Below are 14,487 nucleotides of genomic sequence, written 5' to 3'. Positions count from 1 at the left end.
GCGCGCGACGGGCTTAGACCCGGCGCTCGATACTCACGCCGAATGCCTTCTCGAGTTCCCTGACGACCACCGTCATGTCCTGAGTGGCGTTTCCGTGGGCGTGCGCGAGTTCGTAAAACTGCTTGGCGAGCGCCGAGACCATCATCGGTGCCCCTGCGGCCTCGGCTTCGCTGACGCAAAGACGGAGGTCCTTGCACATGAGCTCAAGACGGAAACCGAAGTCGAACTGACGGTCGAGAATGCGCTTTTCCAGGAGGTCTTCGGTAACGAAGCTGCGTGCAGTGCTGGCATTGAGCATCTCGATGATCGTCTCGGCCGCCAGTCCGTACTTGATGCCGAACAGGATAGCTTCGGCGGCAACGACCAGGTTCGCCCCGACGATCATGTTGTTGATCAACTTGAGGGCTTGCCCTTGGCCGACGCGATCTCCCACATGCACCACGTTGCGACCGTAACAGTCGAAGACGTCCCTCAGGGCGCTGAAGGCTTTTTCCTCGCCGGAGATCATGACCGAAAGCGTTCCGGCTTCCGCACCCCTCATGCCGCCCGCGAGCGGGCCGTCGAGTGCGGTTATCTGCCGTTCTGCCAGTGCCTCGGCCACCTTTCGGGCTACGCTTGGCCCCGTCGTCGAGTGGTCGACATAGATCTTCGCCCTCGCGCCGTGGGCGATGCCGTTTTCACCGAGTGCAACGCGCTCGACGATATCCGGTGTCGGAAGGCAGACGAGCACCGCATCCGCGGCGTCGCCGACCGCCTTTGGAGTACTGCACACGCTCGCTCCCAGTGCTGCGAAGCGTTCGAGGGTTTCGCGGTTCGTATCGTGGACGTGAAGATTGAAGCCGGCTCCGGCGATGTGCCGGGCCATGTGCGCTCCCATCGCGCCGAGGCCAATGAAGCCAATGTCTCTAACGAACGGGCGAGTTGTGTGGCTTTCCATGGTCTCCTCCACCATCAGGTCAGGCGCGTAGTACGGTCCGTAAATGGCTGTTTCTTCAAGTGAGAATTCGGCGGCTACTGTTGACTAGAACTCAACGGTACGAACGCCGGCTCATTGTTGAATTTTAGTCAACAGCCAGGGGCGGAAAACTCGCTCACACCAGCCGGGGCTTTCTGGGATCGTTGTGCGAGGTCGAGACGACCATTCACTGACAGCACGAAGGAGGAGCGCGATGTCAGATACTCTTGGTGACACATCGAATATGCGCATTGACAACAATACGCAGCTTGCGGGCACGCTGACCTATGCACAGAAGAAGGCGGTCGTCGCTGCTACCCTTGGCACGATCGTCGAATATGCAGATTGGGTCATCTACGCGACCTTCGCATCGATCCTGGCGCAGCAATACTTCCCGGCTGGCGACAGCTTGACCGCATTGCTGCAGGTGTTCGCGGTGTTTGCGGTCGGCTTCGTGATGCGGCCGATCGGTGGCGCAGTGCTGGGTGCATTCGCCGACCGGTACGGACGAAAAGCGGGCCTGACGCTTTCCATTCTGCTCATGTCCGTTGCTTCTTTCGCGATCGGCGTCTGCCCCAACTATGAAACCATCGGCATTGCAGCCCCGATCGTCCTTGTGATCGCGCGGCTGGTGCAAGGATTCTCGGCCGGCGGCGAATTCGGCTCGGCTTCGGCGTTTCTCGTCGAGTCGGCACCTGCCGAGCGGCGTGCATTCTCAGGTTCCTGGCAATGGTTCGCCATCAATGCGGGAACGCTGGTGTCGTTTGTGCTGGGCTATGTCCTTGCCGCATTCGGCAGCGAAACCGGCCTGACCGACTGGGGCTGGCGTGTTGCCTTCGTGGTGGCCGCCCTTCTGGGATTGATCACGCTCTGGATCCGCCTCTCCGTTGGCGAGACCGAAATCTTCAAGAAACGGATCGCTGCCGAGGGTGTGCCCCAGAACCCGCTGAAGGACGTGATCTTCAAGCACCGCGGCGATGCGCTGCGCGTTATCGGCATCGCGATGTCGGGGAACCTCCTGAACTACGTCTGGATGGTGAACTACCCGTCCTACCTTCACATCGTAACCGAGATGTCGCGAGCGGACACGCTGCTTATCGGCGTCATCGCGGTGACGATCTCGCTCTTCATCATTCCGTTCGTCGGCAAGCTCGCCGACAATATCGGGCGGAAGCCCGTTCTGGTTGGCTTTGCGCTGTTGTCCGCTCTCTGGGCGTGGCCGAGCTTCGCTCTCCTTTACCCAGGCATGAGCTTCATCGAAGGACTGATCATGATGACGATTGCGATGGTGATCATGACGGGTTTTGCCGGTGCCGCCGCAGTGCTGATGGTCGAGCAGTTCCCGGCCCGGGTCCGCGTCACGGGCGTCGCCTTGCCCTATGCGCTCTCGGTGACCCTCTTCGGCGGCACGGCCCCCTACATCATCACCGCGATGAACGGGGCGGGATACGGTGGCTATACCTGGCTCTATCTAGCAGCGGTCTGCCTGGTGGCGGCGGCCGTCTATGCGAGCCTGCCCGAAACGAAGGGCCGGCCGCTGCGATAACTGTACTCTCGATACGGTCAGGAAGAGGCGCGTGGCCAATGACAGCCGCGCGCCTCTTACGTTCTCCGAGCTGTCACGCCTTGGCCAGTTCGGCCGTTTTCGGGCTGAAGCCGTCGCCGGACTCTGCCTGCTCGAGAAGCCATGCGCGGAAACGCCTGAATGCCGGGCTTCTCAGCCGGTTGCGGGGATAGATGAAGTAGTAGGTGAAGTCACCGCGATCGAGGGTGAAATCGACGGGCTGAACGAGCCGACCCGTACGGAGGTCATCCGCAAACAGCGCCTTTTGCGCGATCATGACGCCCTGGCCTTCGAGCGTTGCCTGATAGGCGAGCGTCGAGCTCGCGTACTTGTCCCCGGCATAGGCATCGATGTCCGATCCGCCTGCGGCTTCGAGCCAGTATCGCCAGTCATCCGGCCTGACGAACGAATGAAGCAGGGGCACCTGCTTCAGGTCGGCGACCTCGTTGATGCCATGCTCGGATGCGAATGAGGGCGTGCACAAGGGCACCAGCTCGTTTCTCATCACCCGGTCCACCTCGACGCCGGGCCAGTTTCCATCGCCAAGACGAATGGCTCCGTCGACGCTCTCCCGCTCGAAGTCCACCATTTCATTGGAGGTCGTCAGCCGCACTTCGGTCGTCGCATTCGACTGATGAAACGTGCCGAGCCGTGGAATGAGCCATTTCATGGCGAACGTTGTGTACGCCCGAACCCGCAAAATCTCGACGGACTTCCGCCCCGTCAACTTCTGGGTCTCTTCGCGGATTCCATCCAGGTGTCGACTTACAGCAGCGAGGTATCGTTCACCCTCGGCCGTCAGCACGATCTCGCGCGGATCGCGGCGGAAAAGGCGGACGCCAAGATAGCTCTCGAGGCGTTGAACCTGGCGACTCACGGCACCAGGCGTCACGAGCAGCTCTTCCGCCGCACGTCGGATGCTCTGCAGGCGGCCGGCAGCCTCGAAGGCTCTTAACGCATTCAGGGGTGGCAGCATATCCATGGCAGAAGATAGCGACACTGTTGCCTTTTAGTCAACGGTAGCGAGAGCCTTTGTCGTTCTGAGAAAATCCGCAGTTCGGCTAGCCTTCACCTACAGAAATTCAGTTCAATACGTGGAGGAACCCAATGACCTCGATCGAGGTGGCGAGCCGGGTGGAAACCGGATCTCGCGACGAAGCAGTGTGCCTGGATGCATCACGGGAGAAGGACACGGGGAAGGCGGTGTTTCCGCGCATACCGGGGACGTCGCCTTCAGCGGATCGTTTTTATCCGATCAGCCTCTCGCCCGAGGCAATCCTGTACAGCCACACGACGATCCATCCGAACCCGAAGACCGGCTTGAAGCCGTTCGTCCTCGTCTATGCCGATTTTCCGGAAGACGTGCGCGTCTTCGGACGCTTGGAGCTCGCCGACGGCGAAAAGCCGGAGATCGGTTCGCGGCTTCGCGTCGGCAGCAAAGGCGAGGGGGCCGACCCCAACGCCGCCTATTTCTTCACGGTTGCCAAGGGAGGAAAATCGTGACCAGCCAAGTCTATATCGCCGGGGCGGCAATGACGCCCTTCGGTCGTCATAACGCGCTTTCCATGCAGGATCTGGCGCAGGCCGCCGTTCTCGGCGCATTGAAGGATGCCGGCGTGCGGAAGGATGATGTCCAGGCAATCTATGCCGCCAATGTCTACGGCGGAATGGTGCTGGGCCAGGTTCTGATGCGCGACATGGGCATCACCGGGCCGGCTCTTTACAATGTCGAGAACGCCTGCGCCAGCGGCGCCACGGCTGTGCATCTCGCCTGCCAGGCGCTGAGGCTCGGACTTTATGAGACCGTTGTCGTCTTCGGCGTCGAGCAGCTGACGCAGCTCGGCGGCGGCACCATCCCGCTTCAGCGCAACGACTACAAGACCGAGCTCTATGCGTCCCACGGAATGACGCTGCCGACCGTCTACGCCATGAGAGGCACGCGCTACCTTCACGAGAGGGGCGAAACGGCCGAACTGTTAGCCCGCGTTGCCGTAAAGAACAGGGCTCATGGCGCCCGCAATCCCCTCGCCCAGCAGCGCAGCGAAGTGACGCTTGAGGAGGTGCTCGATTCGCGGCCTGTCGCAGAGCCGTTGACCTTGCTGCAATGTTGTCCGTCGGCGGTCGACGGCGCGGCGGCAGTCGTGCTCACGACCCGTCGCCCGACACAGCATTCGGCGGCGGTCCGTATCCTGGCTTCCGCGGTTCAGTCGGGGTACCAGGAGCTCGGTTGCGACGACATCCTCGATGCGGAGATCACCGCCCGCACGGCTCGTCTCGCCTACGAACAGTCGGGCGTCGATCCGAAGGATGTCAATCTCGTCGAGCTTCACGACGCCTTCACGATCGCTGAATTGCTCTACTACGAAGCGCTGCAACTCACCAAACCCGGCGAAGGTGGCGAACTGCTTCGCAGCGGTGCCACGGCACTCGGCGGCCGAGTTCCCGTAAATCCCAGCGGCGGCCTGTTGGCGAAGGGGCACCCGCTCGGCGCGACAGGCGTTGCCCAGATGGTCGAAGTCGTCTGGCAGCTCCAGAACCGCGCGGACGGGCGACAGATCGAAAATGCCAAAATCGGCCTGACACAGTGCACGGGTGGCGGCATCGCAGGTGTCGACCACGCCGCATCCTCAGTCCACATCCTGGGGGTTTAAGATGAGCGACAATCAGATTGCCATCGTGACCGGCGGCGCCCGCGGAATTGGTCTGGGCATTGCCGAGAAATTGTTGGAGGCGGGCAACGCCGTCGCCCTTGTGGACTTCGACGCTGAAACGCTTGAGGCGACTGTGGCGGCCCTGAAGAGCAGGCACGGAGACGGAAAGGTGCTCGGCGTGCAGGCGGACATCACCTGCCGCGAGCACGTCGAAAAAGCGGTCGCGAACGTGCAGGAGCATTTTGAGCGGATCGATATCCTCGTGAACAATGCCGGGATCGTCCGCGATCGCCGGCTGGTCAAGATGGAGGAAGACGACTGGGATAGCGTCATCGCAACCAATTTGAAGTCCCATTTTCTGACCTGCAAAAGCGTTGTTCCGCTGATGATCGAGCAGCGATATGGACGCATCGTCAATATCTCGTCGCGGGCCTGGCTTGGCGGTTTCGGCCAGGCCAATTATTCGGCCGCGAAAGGCGGCGTCGTCAGCCTGACCCGCAGCCTTGCGATCGAGCTGGCGTCTCAGGGCATTACCGTGAACGCCGTCGCACCAGGGATCGTGGAGACGCCGCTGTTTCAAACCTTTGCCGACGACGTACAGGAGCGCTTGAAGAAGAGCGTGCCGATGCAGCGCATCGGCACGCCGGACGACATTGCCCAGGCCGTGATGTTCTTCGCCGCCAAGGCGAGTTCTTACATCACAGGCCAGTTGCTCTACGTGTGCGGCGGCCGGTCCTTGTCGAGTCCTAGCGTGTGAGCTGAAGATGGCTATCAAGACGACAATCGAAAACCATGTTGCAACGATCTGCATCGACCGTCCGGACAAACTGAATGCGTTGGACGTCGAGCACCTCGTCGATCTGCGGATGGAACTGAGCCTCGCCAATGAAGACCGATCCGTCAGAGTGATCGTCTTGACTGGAACAGGGCGCGCCTTCTGCGTCGGTGCCGATCTGGGAGCCACGATCGACTCGGAGCATAGCTTCGTGGAAGCATTTAACCTTTCGCGCACCGAGGCCGCCGAGCGCGGCCTCTATGTAAAACTGTTTGATCTGAAATCCCTGGATATCCGCAAGCCGATGATAGCCGCGGTGAATGGCTTTTGCCTCGGCGGCGGCCTCGAGCTGGCACTCCAGTGCGATTTCATAATCGCATCCAGGAACGCAGCTTTCGGGTTGCCCGAGGTTGCGGTTTCGAGCCTGCCGGCTGGCGGCGGCGTGCCAAGCATCCTCAATGCGGTTCCAAGGAACATCGCAATGAGATTGCTGCTGACGGGCGAAAGGATCGATGCGGCACGTGCCTACGACATCGGCCTGGTGACAGAGGTCGCCCCCGGGGATGAACTGGAGGCAGCCGTTGCCAAGGTGGCGGCGACGATCGCCAGCAACGGTCCGCTGGCAGTTCAACTGGTGAAGATGCTCGCCACCGAGGCGGCCGACATGACGACCGCCCAGGCCTTCCGGCTCTCGGAACTCGCTTGGGGCGTACTCCGGGACAGCGAGGACCGGCGCGAGGGGCGGATTGCGTTCCGCGAGAAGAGAAAGCCCGTTTACGTGGGACGGTGAACGTATCGCACCGCGTCGGGGGGCTAGTGCAAAAGCCGCTCCCGCTCGCGTTCATAGTAGCGTTCAAGCGACGGCAGCTCTGACTTGAGCTGCTCGAACAACGGGTCATCGGCGGTAACCGCGCCTCGATACTTCGCTTCGACGAAGCGGTGGTGGTGTTCGAGGGCGGACTCGCTGGCCCCATCGGCGACCGTGAACACCGGCGAGACCTCGCTTCGGCCCTTGACGGTGATCCGGTCGATTTCGGCGGTCGGAAATTTCGCGGCCGCAAGCTTAGCCGTTCGCTCTCCGAGCAGCAGCGAGATGCCATAGTCCTTCGAGGCTCCCTCGAGGCGCGAGGCGAGATTGACCGCGTCGCCAAGCGCCGAATAGTCGAAGCGGCGCGCGGACCCCATGTTGCCGACGACGCATTCGCCGGTATTGATGCCGATGCCGATGCGCAATGTCTTTGGCGGGCGTCCTGCCGCGTTCGCTTCGGCCTCCAGTTCCGCGTTGAGGTTTGCAAGCGCGGTGAGCATGTCGCGTGCCGCCTGAACGGCGTGGACGGCGTGGTCCGGATCATCGAGCGGGGCGTTCCAGAAGGCCATCAGGCAGTCGCCGATATACTTGTCGATCGTGCCGCCCCGGTTGAGCACGGCCTCCGACAGCGGCGTCAGCAGCCGGTTGATGAGCGTCGTCAGCCCCTCCGGATCGTCCTTCATGTCCTCCGAAATCGTCGTAAAACCGCGAACGTCACAGAAGAGGATCGTAAGCGTACGCCTCTCGCCGCCGAGCTTCAGCTGCGAAGGATCCTGAGCCAGCCGTTCGACGAGCGCGGGCGAGAGATATTGCGAAAAGGCGCGCGTGATCTCGCGCCGCTGTCTGCGCTCCTCGGCATAGTCGAGACCCGCCTGTCCGACCGCAACGCCGAAGAAGGCCAGGCCGGGACCGAGCGGCGACACGAAGACATGGCCGAGACGCATCAGGACATAGCTCGCCAGGGAGATCAGGCTGAGGGCAATGGCGCCGTAGCCGAGTGTCCTCCAGCTTGTCGATCTCGAGACGGCCAGAGCCGCGGCCAAGCTGGCGAGGATGATCGCCGGTATCGCGATCGTCGCACCGGCTCGCTTGATGAACAGCCGGTGCACGAGATTGTCGTAGATCGTCGCCTGGACTTCGGCGCCGGCGACGAGACCGCGCGAAAAGACGGTGTCGGAGATGGCAAAGGCATCGATTCCTCCCTCCGCGAGCGTGGGAGCATTCTGCAGGCTCAGGCCGACGATGACGACGCGATCACGAAAAATACCCGCCGGCAGGAAATTCTCCGGATCGAGTGCCTGGTAATAGGAAACGGTCGGATAGGTGCGCGCCGGCCCGAAGGTCTGGACCAGCGCACCCGACGGCGGCGGCGCCGGATCAGCTCCGGCGACAGCTGCAAGCGTCACCGCGAAGCCGTCGGCATAGGGCGGAACCTGCCTGAGCGTACCGTCGCCGCTGAGATTGACCGAGGCGATGCCGACTTTCGCTCCCGTTTCCGTGAAAAGCGGCAGCGGTTCGGTGCGGACGAACTGGTCGGCCTGCGGCGTCTCGATCACCGACTGGTCACCCGCAAGCACGACGTCGGGCCCGAGAACTGCGGCCAGTGCCGTATCGTTTTCTGCAGCGGCTGCCGGCTCGGCAAAGATGACGTCGAGGGCAATCGCCCGCGCGCCGGCGCGCCTCAAAGATTCCACCAGGCGGGCGTGCAGGGCACGCGGCCAGGGCCATTGGCTGCCGATTTCCGCCATCGACGGCTCGTCGATCGCGACGATGATCGGACCATCTTCCGGAAGCGGAGGCCGGCCGATGATCGAAAGATAGTCATAGGCGCGCAGATCGACGAGCGACCAGGTGCCCGTCAGCGAGACAAGCGAGACGAGGGCGGCGACGAAGGCGGTCAAGACGGCAAGCTTCATCCGTCGCGTGGAGCGGCGAATTCGCTCGACTGCCGCGGCGAAGCGCTGGGGGACGAGCGCTGGAGCGGGCGTGTTCATCAGAATCGCACTTTGACAGTGCCCTTGACGGTGGGGCCCCAGCCGGGAAGGCCGTCGCGCACCTCGAATTCCTCGTCGAGCAGGTTGAAGCCGGCGAGTTCCACCTCGAACCGCTTGTCGAAGGGCTCCCATAGGAGGGATGCATCGAGGGTCCAGAAGTCGTCCAAGGTTGTCGCGCCGCCGAAGCGCTCGCCAATATAGTTTGCCGCCACGGTCGTCCTGACGTTGGCGGTACTAACCCATGTCAGCGCCACCTGACCCGAGCTTTCCGGCAGGAATGGGAGGTCGCCACTGGTGCCTGCCGAGAGGTTGTCGCTTTCGGTATGGGCAACAGTCGCCGACAGGCCGAGGCCATGTCCGAGCGCCAGGTTGGCCGTCAGCGCCACGCGGTCGACTCTGGCCTTGTCGAAATCGAACGCGTTCGGCGCGAACAGAATGGAAAACGGAATCGCGATTGAGCCGTTACGGATTTCCTGATGCTGATAATCGACCGCGGTGAAAAGCCAGTCGCTCCACTCCGCATCCCATCGCAGGGCGAGGGTATCGGCATAACCCTCCGTACCGATGAGGAACTGGTTCGGTTGGAGGCCGACGATGCCGATGGGCGCCAGGGTGGCGGAGCCGAAATTATAGCCCTCGCGCTGAATGGCTGCGCGCAGCCAATGGCCGTCGGCCGGCGCCCAGGCGATACCGAGCTTCGGTTCAAGCCGAATATTGTCGTCGTTAACGTCCTCGATATAACGGGCAAAGAGCGCGCTCTCGACCTTCAGGTCCGGCGTGATCTCGTACAGGCCGTCGACATAGGCCTTCATGACCCCTGTGGTGGCGGATAAACTCGTGGAGCTAAACGGCGTCGCAGGGGGGATAAGGTCGTAATACTCCGCCTTCGCTTCCGATCTAACGGCGCCGGCCTCAATGCCATAGCGCCACGTCAGGTCACCATCTCCGTAAAGGTGGTTCAACGCGCCGATGTAGCTCGTCTCCCTCTGCTCACTCTTCAGGTGCACAAGATCGGGGAAGGGGATGTCCGAGAAAACCAGCTGCGAGGCTTCATCGATCTCCCGGTCGCTGAAGAAGAACGCGGCATTGGCGATATTTTGATATCCAAACGTATGACTCCAGGCGACCCCGGAGATCAGGCTCGAACCGCTGTCGTTGTTCAGCTGGTCGGCGGTAAGTGGGAACAGGTCCGAATCCGGAATGTCGAAAATATTCCGGCTGTCATCCACTTCCGCCATGCTCAAGAAGGCGACCACCCGATCGTCGGGAGATGGGGTTGCGGTCAGATAGGCGCTGCCGCCGATCAGACGTGACTCATGATCGACCTCGAGGCTGCTTCCGAGGTCGACGGTGTCGTGCGGCTCCGTCCATTGCAAATTGCCGAACACGCTGATCGGGAATGGCGAGAAAGTGAAACCCCTGACTTCGGCTTCACCGATCCAGCCGGCGTGATCCTCGTCCGCCACGACACCGCCGCCGAGGTCGACTTCGAAGAAGGGGGTTTGAAACAGGTCGGCCGCGCGTGCGCGGTCGGCCAGCATATGCGGTTCAATCAAAAGCCCCTGGAAGAAGGCGGAGAAGCTCGATGGGTTTTGCGAATTGGCGACCGGACTGCCGTCAAAGTCATATGCATTGAACAGGGGATTGACGCTGCCGCGGATCGCCTGGTCCACATAGGCCGCACCAGCAAACGGATCGAACACTGCATCGCCGTAATATTGCCCCCAAGCGTCGAGGCCCTGCAGGCGAAAGGCGTTATTCAGCGTCGAGCCCGCTTCCTGATTGGCACCCAGGGCTGCCGTGTCGCCACCTTGGGCGCGGGTGCGCCGCATGGTTTCCTGAGCGTAGCGGATGGCCGCATCCGCATCGTACTCATCGATCGCAATTATTGTGCGCACCTGTGAGACAACAGGATCGTTCGGATCTAGTCTGTCGGCATTGTCGAGTGCCTGCGCCGCAGGTATCCGGTCGCCTTTTTCATACTGCGCCGCCGCGAGCAGGAGCTGCGCATTGGAATAGGCAGGATTAGCCGTCGAGCCGGCGAGCAGATCTGTGATCGCCTTATCCACGTCGCCGTTTTGCAAGTGATAGCGGCCGCGCGCGACGAGCACCAGATCGAAGGATGGATCGATCGCGAGTGCGGTATCGAGCTCGCGTTTGGCCTCCTGGAGGCGCAATTCGTCCATGTATTGCACCGCCAGGTTGGCGTGATAAAGCGGATCCTGCGGATCGAGCGCGATTGCTTTCTTCAGTGCGTTCTCGGTTGAGCGATTGTCGCCACGGTGACCCTGGATGAGCGCGAGGGAGTTCCAGACAGACGGAGAGCCCGGCGCTGTCTTCAGGGCACGCTCGACGTCTGCGAGTGCCCCATCCTGATCGTTGTCGATGTGGAGGCGGTAATTGGCGCGTGCTTCGAGTGCGGTCGGGTCATCCGGATCGATCGCAAGCGCCCTTTCGATCCCGTCGCGCACTTCCTCGCGCTCATCGAGCAGCATGGCGAAATGTGCGCGCGCGGCGGGTAACGTCGGATCGTCCGGGTGCTGCCGTTCCGCCTTCTTGAGTGTTTCGATGGCGGCGCGGATATCGGTGCGGAAACCCGCCGTCCAGGCTTCGGCCAGCGCGCCGTAAGCGCCCGCCGCCCGGCGAGGTGGGTTTTCGACGTGTTCGGGATTGGCGAGCGCACGGGCAAAGTAACCGCCATAGGCGGCAATGGAGCGGCGCTTGGCATCGAGGCCGCGCTCGGCCTCGGCGAAGAGCTTCGCAGCATCGCCGTAGCGGTTCTCGGAGCCGGCGATCAGCGCATAGACAAGCGTTGCACGTGCCGCCTGCTTTCGATCGAGGCCTTGCCTTCGCGCCTGCGCAAGCGCCGCCTGCGCCTTCTGCCGACCGTCGAGTGCCAGATAGATTTCGGCCAGGGTCAGCCAGTCTTCGGCCGCGCGGGAGGCTTCCGGCCGGCCTTCGATCCGTGCGCGCTGACGTCGCATCTCGGGCACTTTAAGCGATGTGGCAGGCATCCAAACGAAGGCGTCGCGCAACGACAGATGGAATAGCATCTGTTCGCGGTCCTTGGGCGTGACGATGACGATCTTCGTCGGGGCGCTGCCGATCGAGGCGACCGCGCCTTCGCCCTGCTTCACCGTCACACGTCCATAGGGATTGCTGAGTTCGACGACGCCTTCGAGAACGACAAGCGAGGTCTTGCCGTCGGCGCCGACGGTCAGCGTCCAGTCGGTGCCGCGGATCGCCGCCGCCGCGGCTGGCGTGTCGATGACCAGGCCCTGACCGCCGCGCTCGGCGCGAGCCCAGATGGTGCCCGACTGCAGTTCCAGATTTGTGTCGCCGGCACCGATCTGCTTGACGCGGAGCGCCGTGTTGCGTCCGAGCCGGATCTGGGTGTGGTCGCGGAAGAGCACGGCGAGCGCGCCGGTCGCGTTGGTGCGCAACACGTCGCCGGCAAGCAGGTCCTGGGCAAGATCGACCACGCGCCAGTTCGAAACGTCGACGAATCGCACTTCCTCGCCGGATTTGCGGGCGATGACCGAGCCGGCAACGGGCTCAGAGCGCGGCAAGGGCTCAGCAACCACCGACCACGGCGCAAAAAGCGCCATGGCGGCAAGCAACGCCCCCGTGCTTTTTCTCCGCATCTCCGGATATGCCCCTCGTTACAATGAATCCACTGGATTTTTGGGGCAAAAAAGTCAAGAGCCCAGTTTTGGGCGGATATTATTGTCGCCCTGGTGTAGTAAAGAGGTGACGAGAGGGAAGGGGATACCGCATGGACACAGGGGGAAGTCTGTACAAGCTCGATCCGCCAAGTGAGGACGCGGAACGGCGTGTCGCGTCTGGCGCCTATTACGATCATATCCAGAAGATCAACGATGTCTTCTATGATCAGATCAAGATGTCCGATCAGAAAGCAGCCTATATTTTCACATTTATGTTCGCGTTCCTTGTTGGCTCGGAGGAAGGGCGGAGCGTGTTTACTTGGAGCCGCTACGTCGGCGGGGACATACTCGCAGTGATACTATCCGGCGCCTTGGCGCTCGCCTCGGTCTTTTCGCTGGTAGCAGCGATCCTCGTGGTCCTGCCCCGCAAGGGCGCCACTTCCACCACGCTTTTCTGGGGCGCGTGGTCCACTCATCGCGAGGCCTTTTCGAAGGCTGCTGAGCATGGGGACGCGTCCTACCTGTTCCGCCAGTACGTCGAGAACGCCGATGCGCTTTCGGCAATCGCGTGCAGCAAGTACCGATTCGTCAACTTCGCCTTCCGCGGATTGCTCGTCACGGTGCTTGCCTATGTCTGCCTGTTAGTGGTGGGCTAGCGCAGACTTCCTGGCGATCGCGCGGGCCGCCTTTAAGCAATTTGAATAAAAGGCATGCCGGCGCGATAGGAAACTCGAAATCGATAGCACGTAATGGTTGTGCATGCGGTGGTTGCTCTGGACGAACAGACCGCAGCCGCAGCAACTGCAACCGTGATTCCTGAGGAATTAGCTTCGATGTTCAAATCAATCACCAATGTTGCCAGCTTCTCGCTTCAGTCCATGAAAATAAACCCCATTTTGTCCTCGAAGACTGCTTTTGGCGTCGGGGCAGGGAATTTGCTTGCGGGAACAAAGAGCAAGAATTTATCGCAGCTTCTGACAAGCGTGCCGCTGAGCGCGAGCGCTCGCGATCAGCTAAGCAAGAGCTTGTCTCAGCTTGCGACCAGTCCGGCACTCACCGCCAGCGCGAGAGACACGATTCTGGCCCTGCAAAAACAAATCGGCGCGGGAAACGCGAAGGCCGTGACGAACGCCTATTCGAAGTTCTGACATGTCGAGAAGCCCCTCCCGCTTAAGGGAGGGGCTGGCGCGCGCCGTCGGCAGCAGTCAGCCGTGCGAAACCCTTTCGCCGGCAGCGCGCAGAAGTCGTCGAGTGGCGCGGCCCAGCTTGGCAGGGTCCCAGCCCCGCCACGCAAGCCGTTCCATCGCTTCGCCGATCTTGGCATTGAAACACCTCCTCAAGCTCAGATGGCGTTGTGGAAAACGCTCTTGCATGCAGGCCGATAGCGCCTTTTCGTTATTCGGGGTTCGGGCGTGCCTTGGAAAAGCCCAATCGGGAACTAAGGGTGCGACTCCTACCATCTGCAACCTGCGCTTTGTTCGCTGGACGTACGAGCGCTGGCCACCGCTGCCGATCCCGAAAGGAGACCATCAATGAAGAAGAGTTTTGCCGTGAAGGCGTCCGTCGCGGCGCTGGTTCTCGCGGGGACCGTTGCCGCCAATGCCGCCGACGTCCCCAGCTATCCGGCTCAGGCACCGGCGCCGGCGCTGGAGCCGGATCTGCGTGGCGGTGTGAAGATCGGCTATCTCGACTGCAACGTCGGCGGCGGCGCCGGTTACGTTCTCGGCTCGGCCAAGGAGGTTGATTGCGTCTTCCGGTCCAGCCTCGCCGGCGAGGCTTCGGATCACTATCAGGGCGAGATCAGGAAACTCGGCGTCGATCTCGGGTTCACCACGCGCAGCCGGCTGATCTGGGCGGTGCTGGCGCCGACCGCCGGTTACCACCGCGGATCGCTGGGCGGCATCTACCAGGGCGCGTCGGCCGAAGCGACCGTCGGCGCCGGCGTCGGTGCAAATGTGCTCATCGGCGGCACGGCTGGCTCGATCCATCTGCAGGCGATCAGCGTCACCGGCCAGATCGGGCTCAATATCGCTGCTGCCGGCACGTCGATGACGCTCAACGCCGTCAACTAAACG

General features: G+C 62.0%; 12 protein-coding genes. 8 read left to right on the top strand and 4 right to left on the bottom strand.

Annotation, left to right across the window (positions count from 1 at the left end):
- Positions 1-13 precede the first annotated feature (13 nt).
- On the bottom strand, positions 14-937 hold the full coding sequence (locus tag QA637_RS27500) for an NAD(P)-dependent oxidoreductase (RefSeq protein ID WP_283065942.1): 924 nt from the start codon (positions 935-937) through the stop codon (positions 14-16).
- Positions 938-1,169: 232 nt separating this feature from the next.
- Here QA637_RS27500 and QA637_RS27495 point away from each other — a divergent pair, with 232 nt between their 5' ends.
- The gene (locus QA637_RS27495) at positions 1,170-2,501 is read left to right on the top strand and encodes an MFS transporter (protein ID WP_428843151.1); all 1,332 of its coding nucleotides are present in this window, start codon (positions 1,170-1,172) and stop codon (positions 2,499-2,501) included.
- A 73-nt stretch (positions 2,502-2,574) separates the two neighbouring features.
- Here the strand turns inward: QA637_RS27495 and gcvA are convergent, their stop codons facing one another.
- Positions 2,575-3,495: a transcriptional regulator GcvA gene (gene gcvA / locus QA637_RS27490; protein WP_346283791.1), complete on the bottom strand. Its 921-nt coding sequence runs from the start codon at positions 3,493-3,495 to the stop codon at positions 2,575-2,577.
- A 131-nt stretch (positions 3,496-3,626) separates the two neighbouring features.
- Between gcvA and QA637_RS27485 the strand changes: the two genes are divergently transcribed.
- The 4 genes from QA637_RS27485 to QA637_RS27470 are packed head-to-tail and all read left to right on the top strand — an operon-like array spanning position 3,627 to position 6,735.
- Positions 3,627-4,022 (top strand): Zn-ribbon domain-containing OB-fold protein, encoded by a 396-nt coding sequence (locus tag QA637_RS27485; RefSeq protein ID WP_283065940.1) that lies wholly within the window; start codon positions 3,627-3,629, stop codon positions 4,020-4,022.
- 29 nt (positions 4,023-4,051) lie between these two features.
- Positions 4,052-5,170 carry a thiolase family protein gene (locus QA637_RS27480; RefSeq protein WP_428843176.1) on the top strand — a complete coding sequence of 373 codons (1,119 nt, stop codon included), beginning with the start codon at positions 4,052-4,054 and terminating at the stop codon, positions 5,168-5,170.
- A gap of 1 nt (position 5,171) precedes the next feature.
- Entirely contained in the window at positions 5,172-5,927 is a 756-nt protein-coding gene (locus QA637_RS27475; RefSeq protein ID WP_283065937.1) for an SDR family oxidoreductase, read from the top strand.
- Positions 5,928-5,934: 7 nt separating this feature from the next.
- On the top strand, positions 5,935-6,735 hold the full coding sequence (locus QA637_RS27470) for an enoyl-CoA hydratase/isomerase family protein (RefSeq protein ID WP_153440343.1): 801 nt from the start codon (positions 5,935-5,937) through the stop codon (positions 6,733-6,735).
- A gap of 23 nt (positions 6,736-6,758) precedes the next feature.
- Here the strand turns inward: QA637_RS27470 and QA637_RS27465 are convergent, their stop codons facing one another.
- Entirely contained in the window at positions 6,759-8,747 is a 1,989-nt protein-coding gene (locus QA637_RS27465; protein WP_283065934.1) for a CHASE2 domain-containing protein, read from the bottom strand.
- Entirely contained in the window at positions 8,747-12,391 is a 3,645-nt protein-coding gene (locus QA637_RS27460) for a FecR domain-containing protein (protein ID WP_283065932.1), read from the bottom strand. The genes QA637_RS27465 and QA637_RS27460 overlap by 1 nt, the downstream gene beginning before the upstream one ends.
- 131 nt (positions 12,392-12,522) lie before the next feature.
- On the opposite strand from QA637_RS27460, the gene QA637_RS27455 reads away from it, so the two are divergent.
- The 3 genes from QA637_RS27455 to QA637_RS27445 all read left to right on the top strand — a co-directional run bounded on the left by QA637_RS27455 (position 12,523) and on the right by QA637_RS27445 (position 14,484).
- Positions 12,523-13,068: a Pycsar system effector family protein gene (locus QA637_RS27455; protein ID WP_153440340.1), complete on the top strand. Its 546-nt coding sequence runs from the start codon at positions 12,523-12,525 to the stop codon at positions 13,066-13,068.
- A 93-nt stretch (positions 13,069-13,161) separates the two neighbouring features.
- The gene (locus QA637_RS27450) at positions 13,162-13,560 is read left to right on the top strand and encodes a hypothetical protein (protein WP_283065930.1); all 399 of its coding nucleotides are present in this window, start codon (positions 13,162-13,164) and stop codon (positions 13,558-13,560) included.
- A 384-nt stretch (positions 13,561-13,944) separates the two neighbouring features.
- Positions 13,945-14,484, top strand: coding sequence for a DUF992 domain-containing protein (locus tag QA637_RS27445; RefSeq protein WP_283065928.1), 540 nt, complete (start codon positions 13,945-13,947; stop codon positions 14,482-14,484).
- Positions 14,485-14,487: the final 3 nt, after the last annotated feature.

The organism is Sinorhizobium terangae (assembly GCF_029714365.1).
Lineage (GTDB): Bacteria > Pseudomonadota > Alphaproteobacteria > Rhizobiales > Rhizobiaceae > Sinorhizobium > Sinorhizobium terangae.
This window is presented reverse-complemented; position numbering and strand designations above follow the sequence as displayed.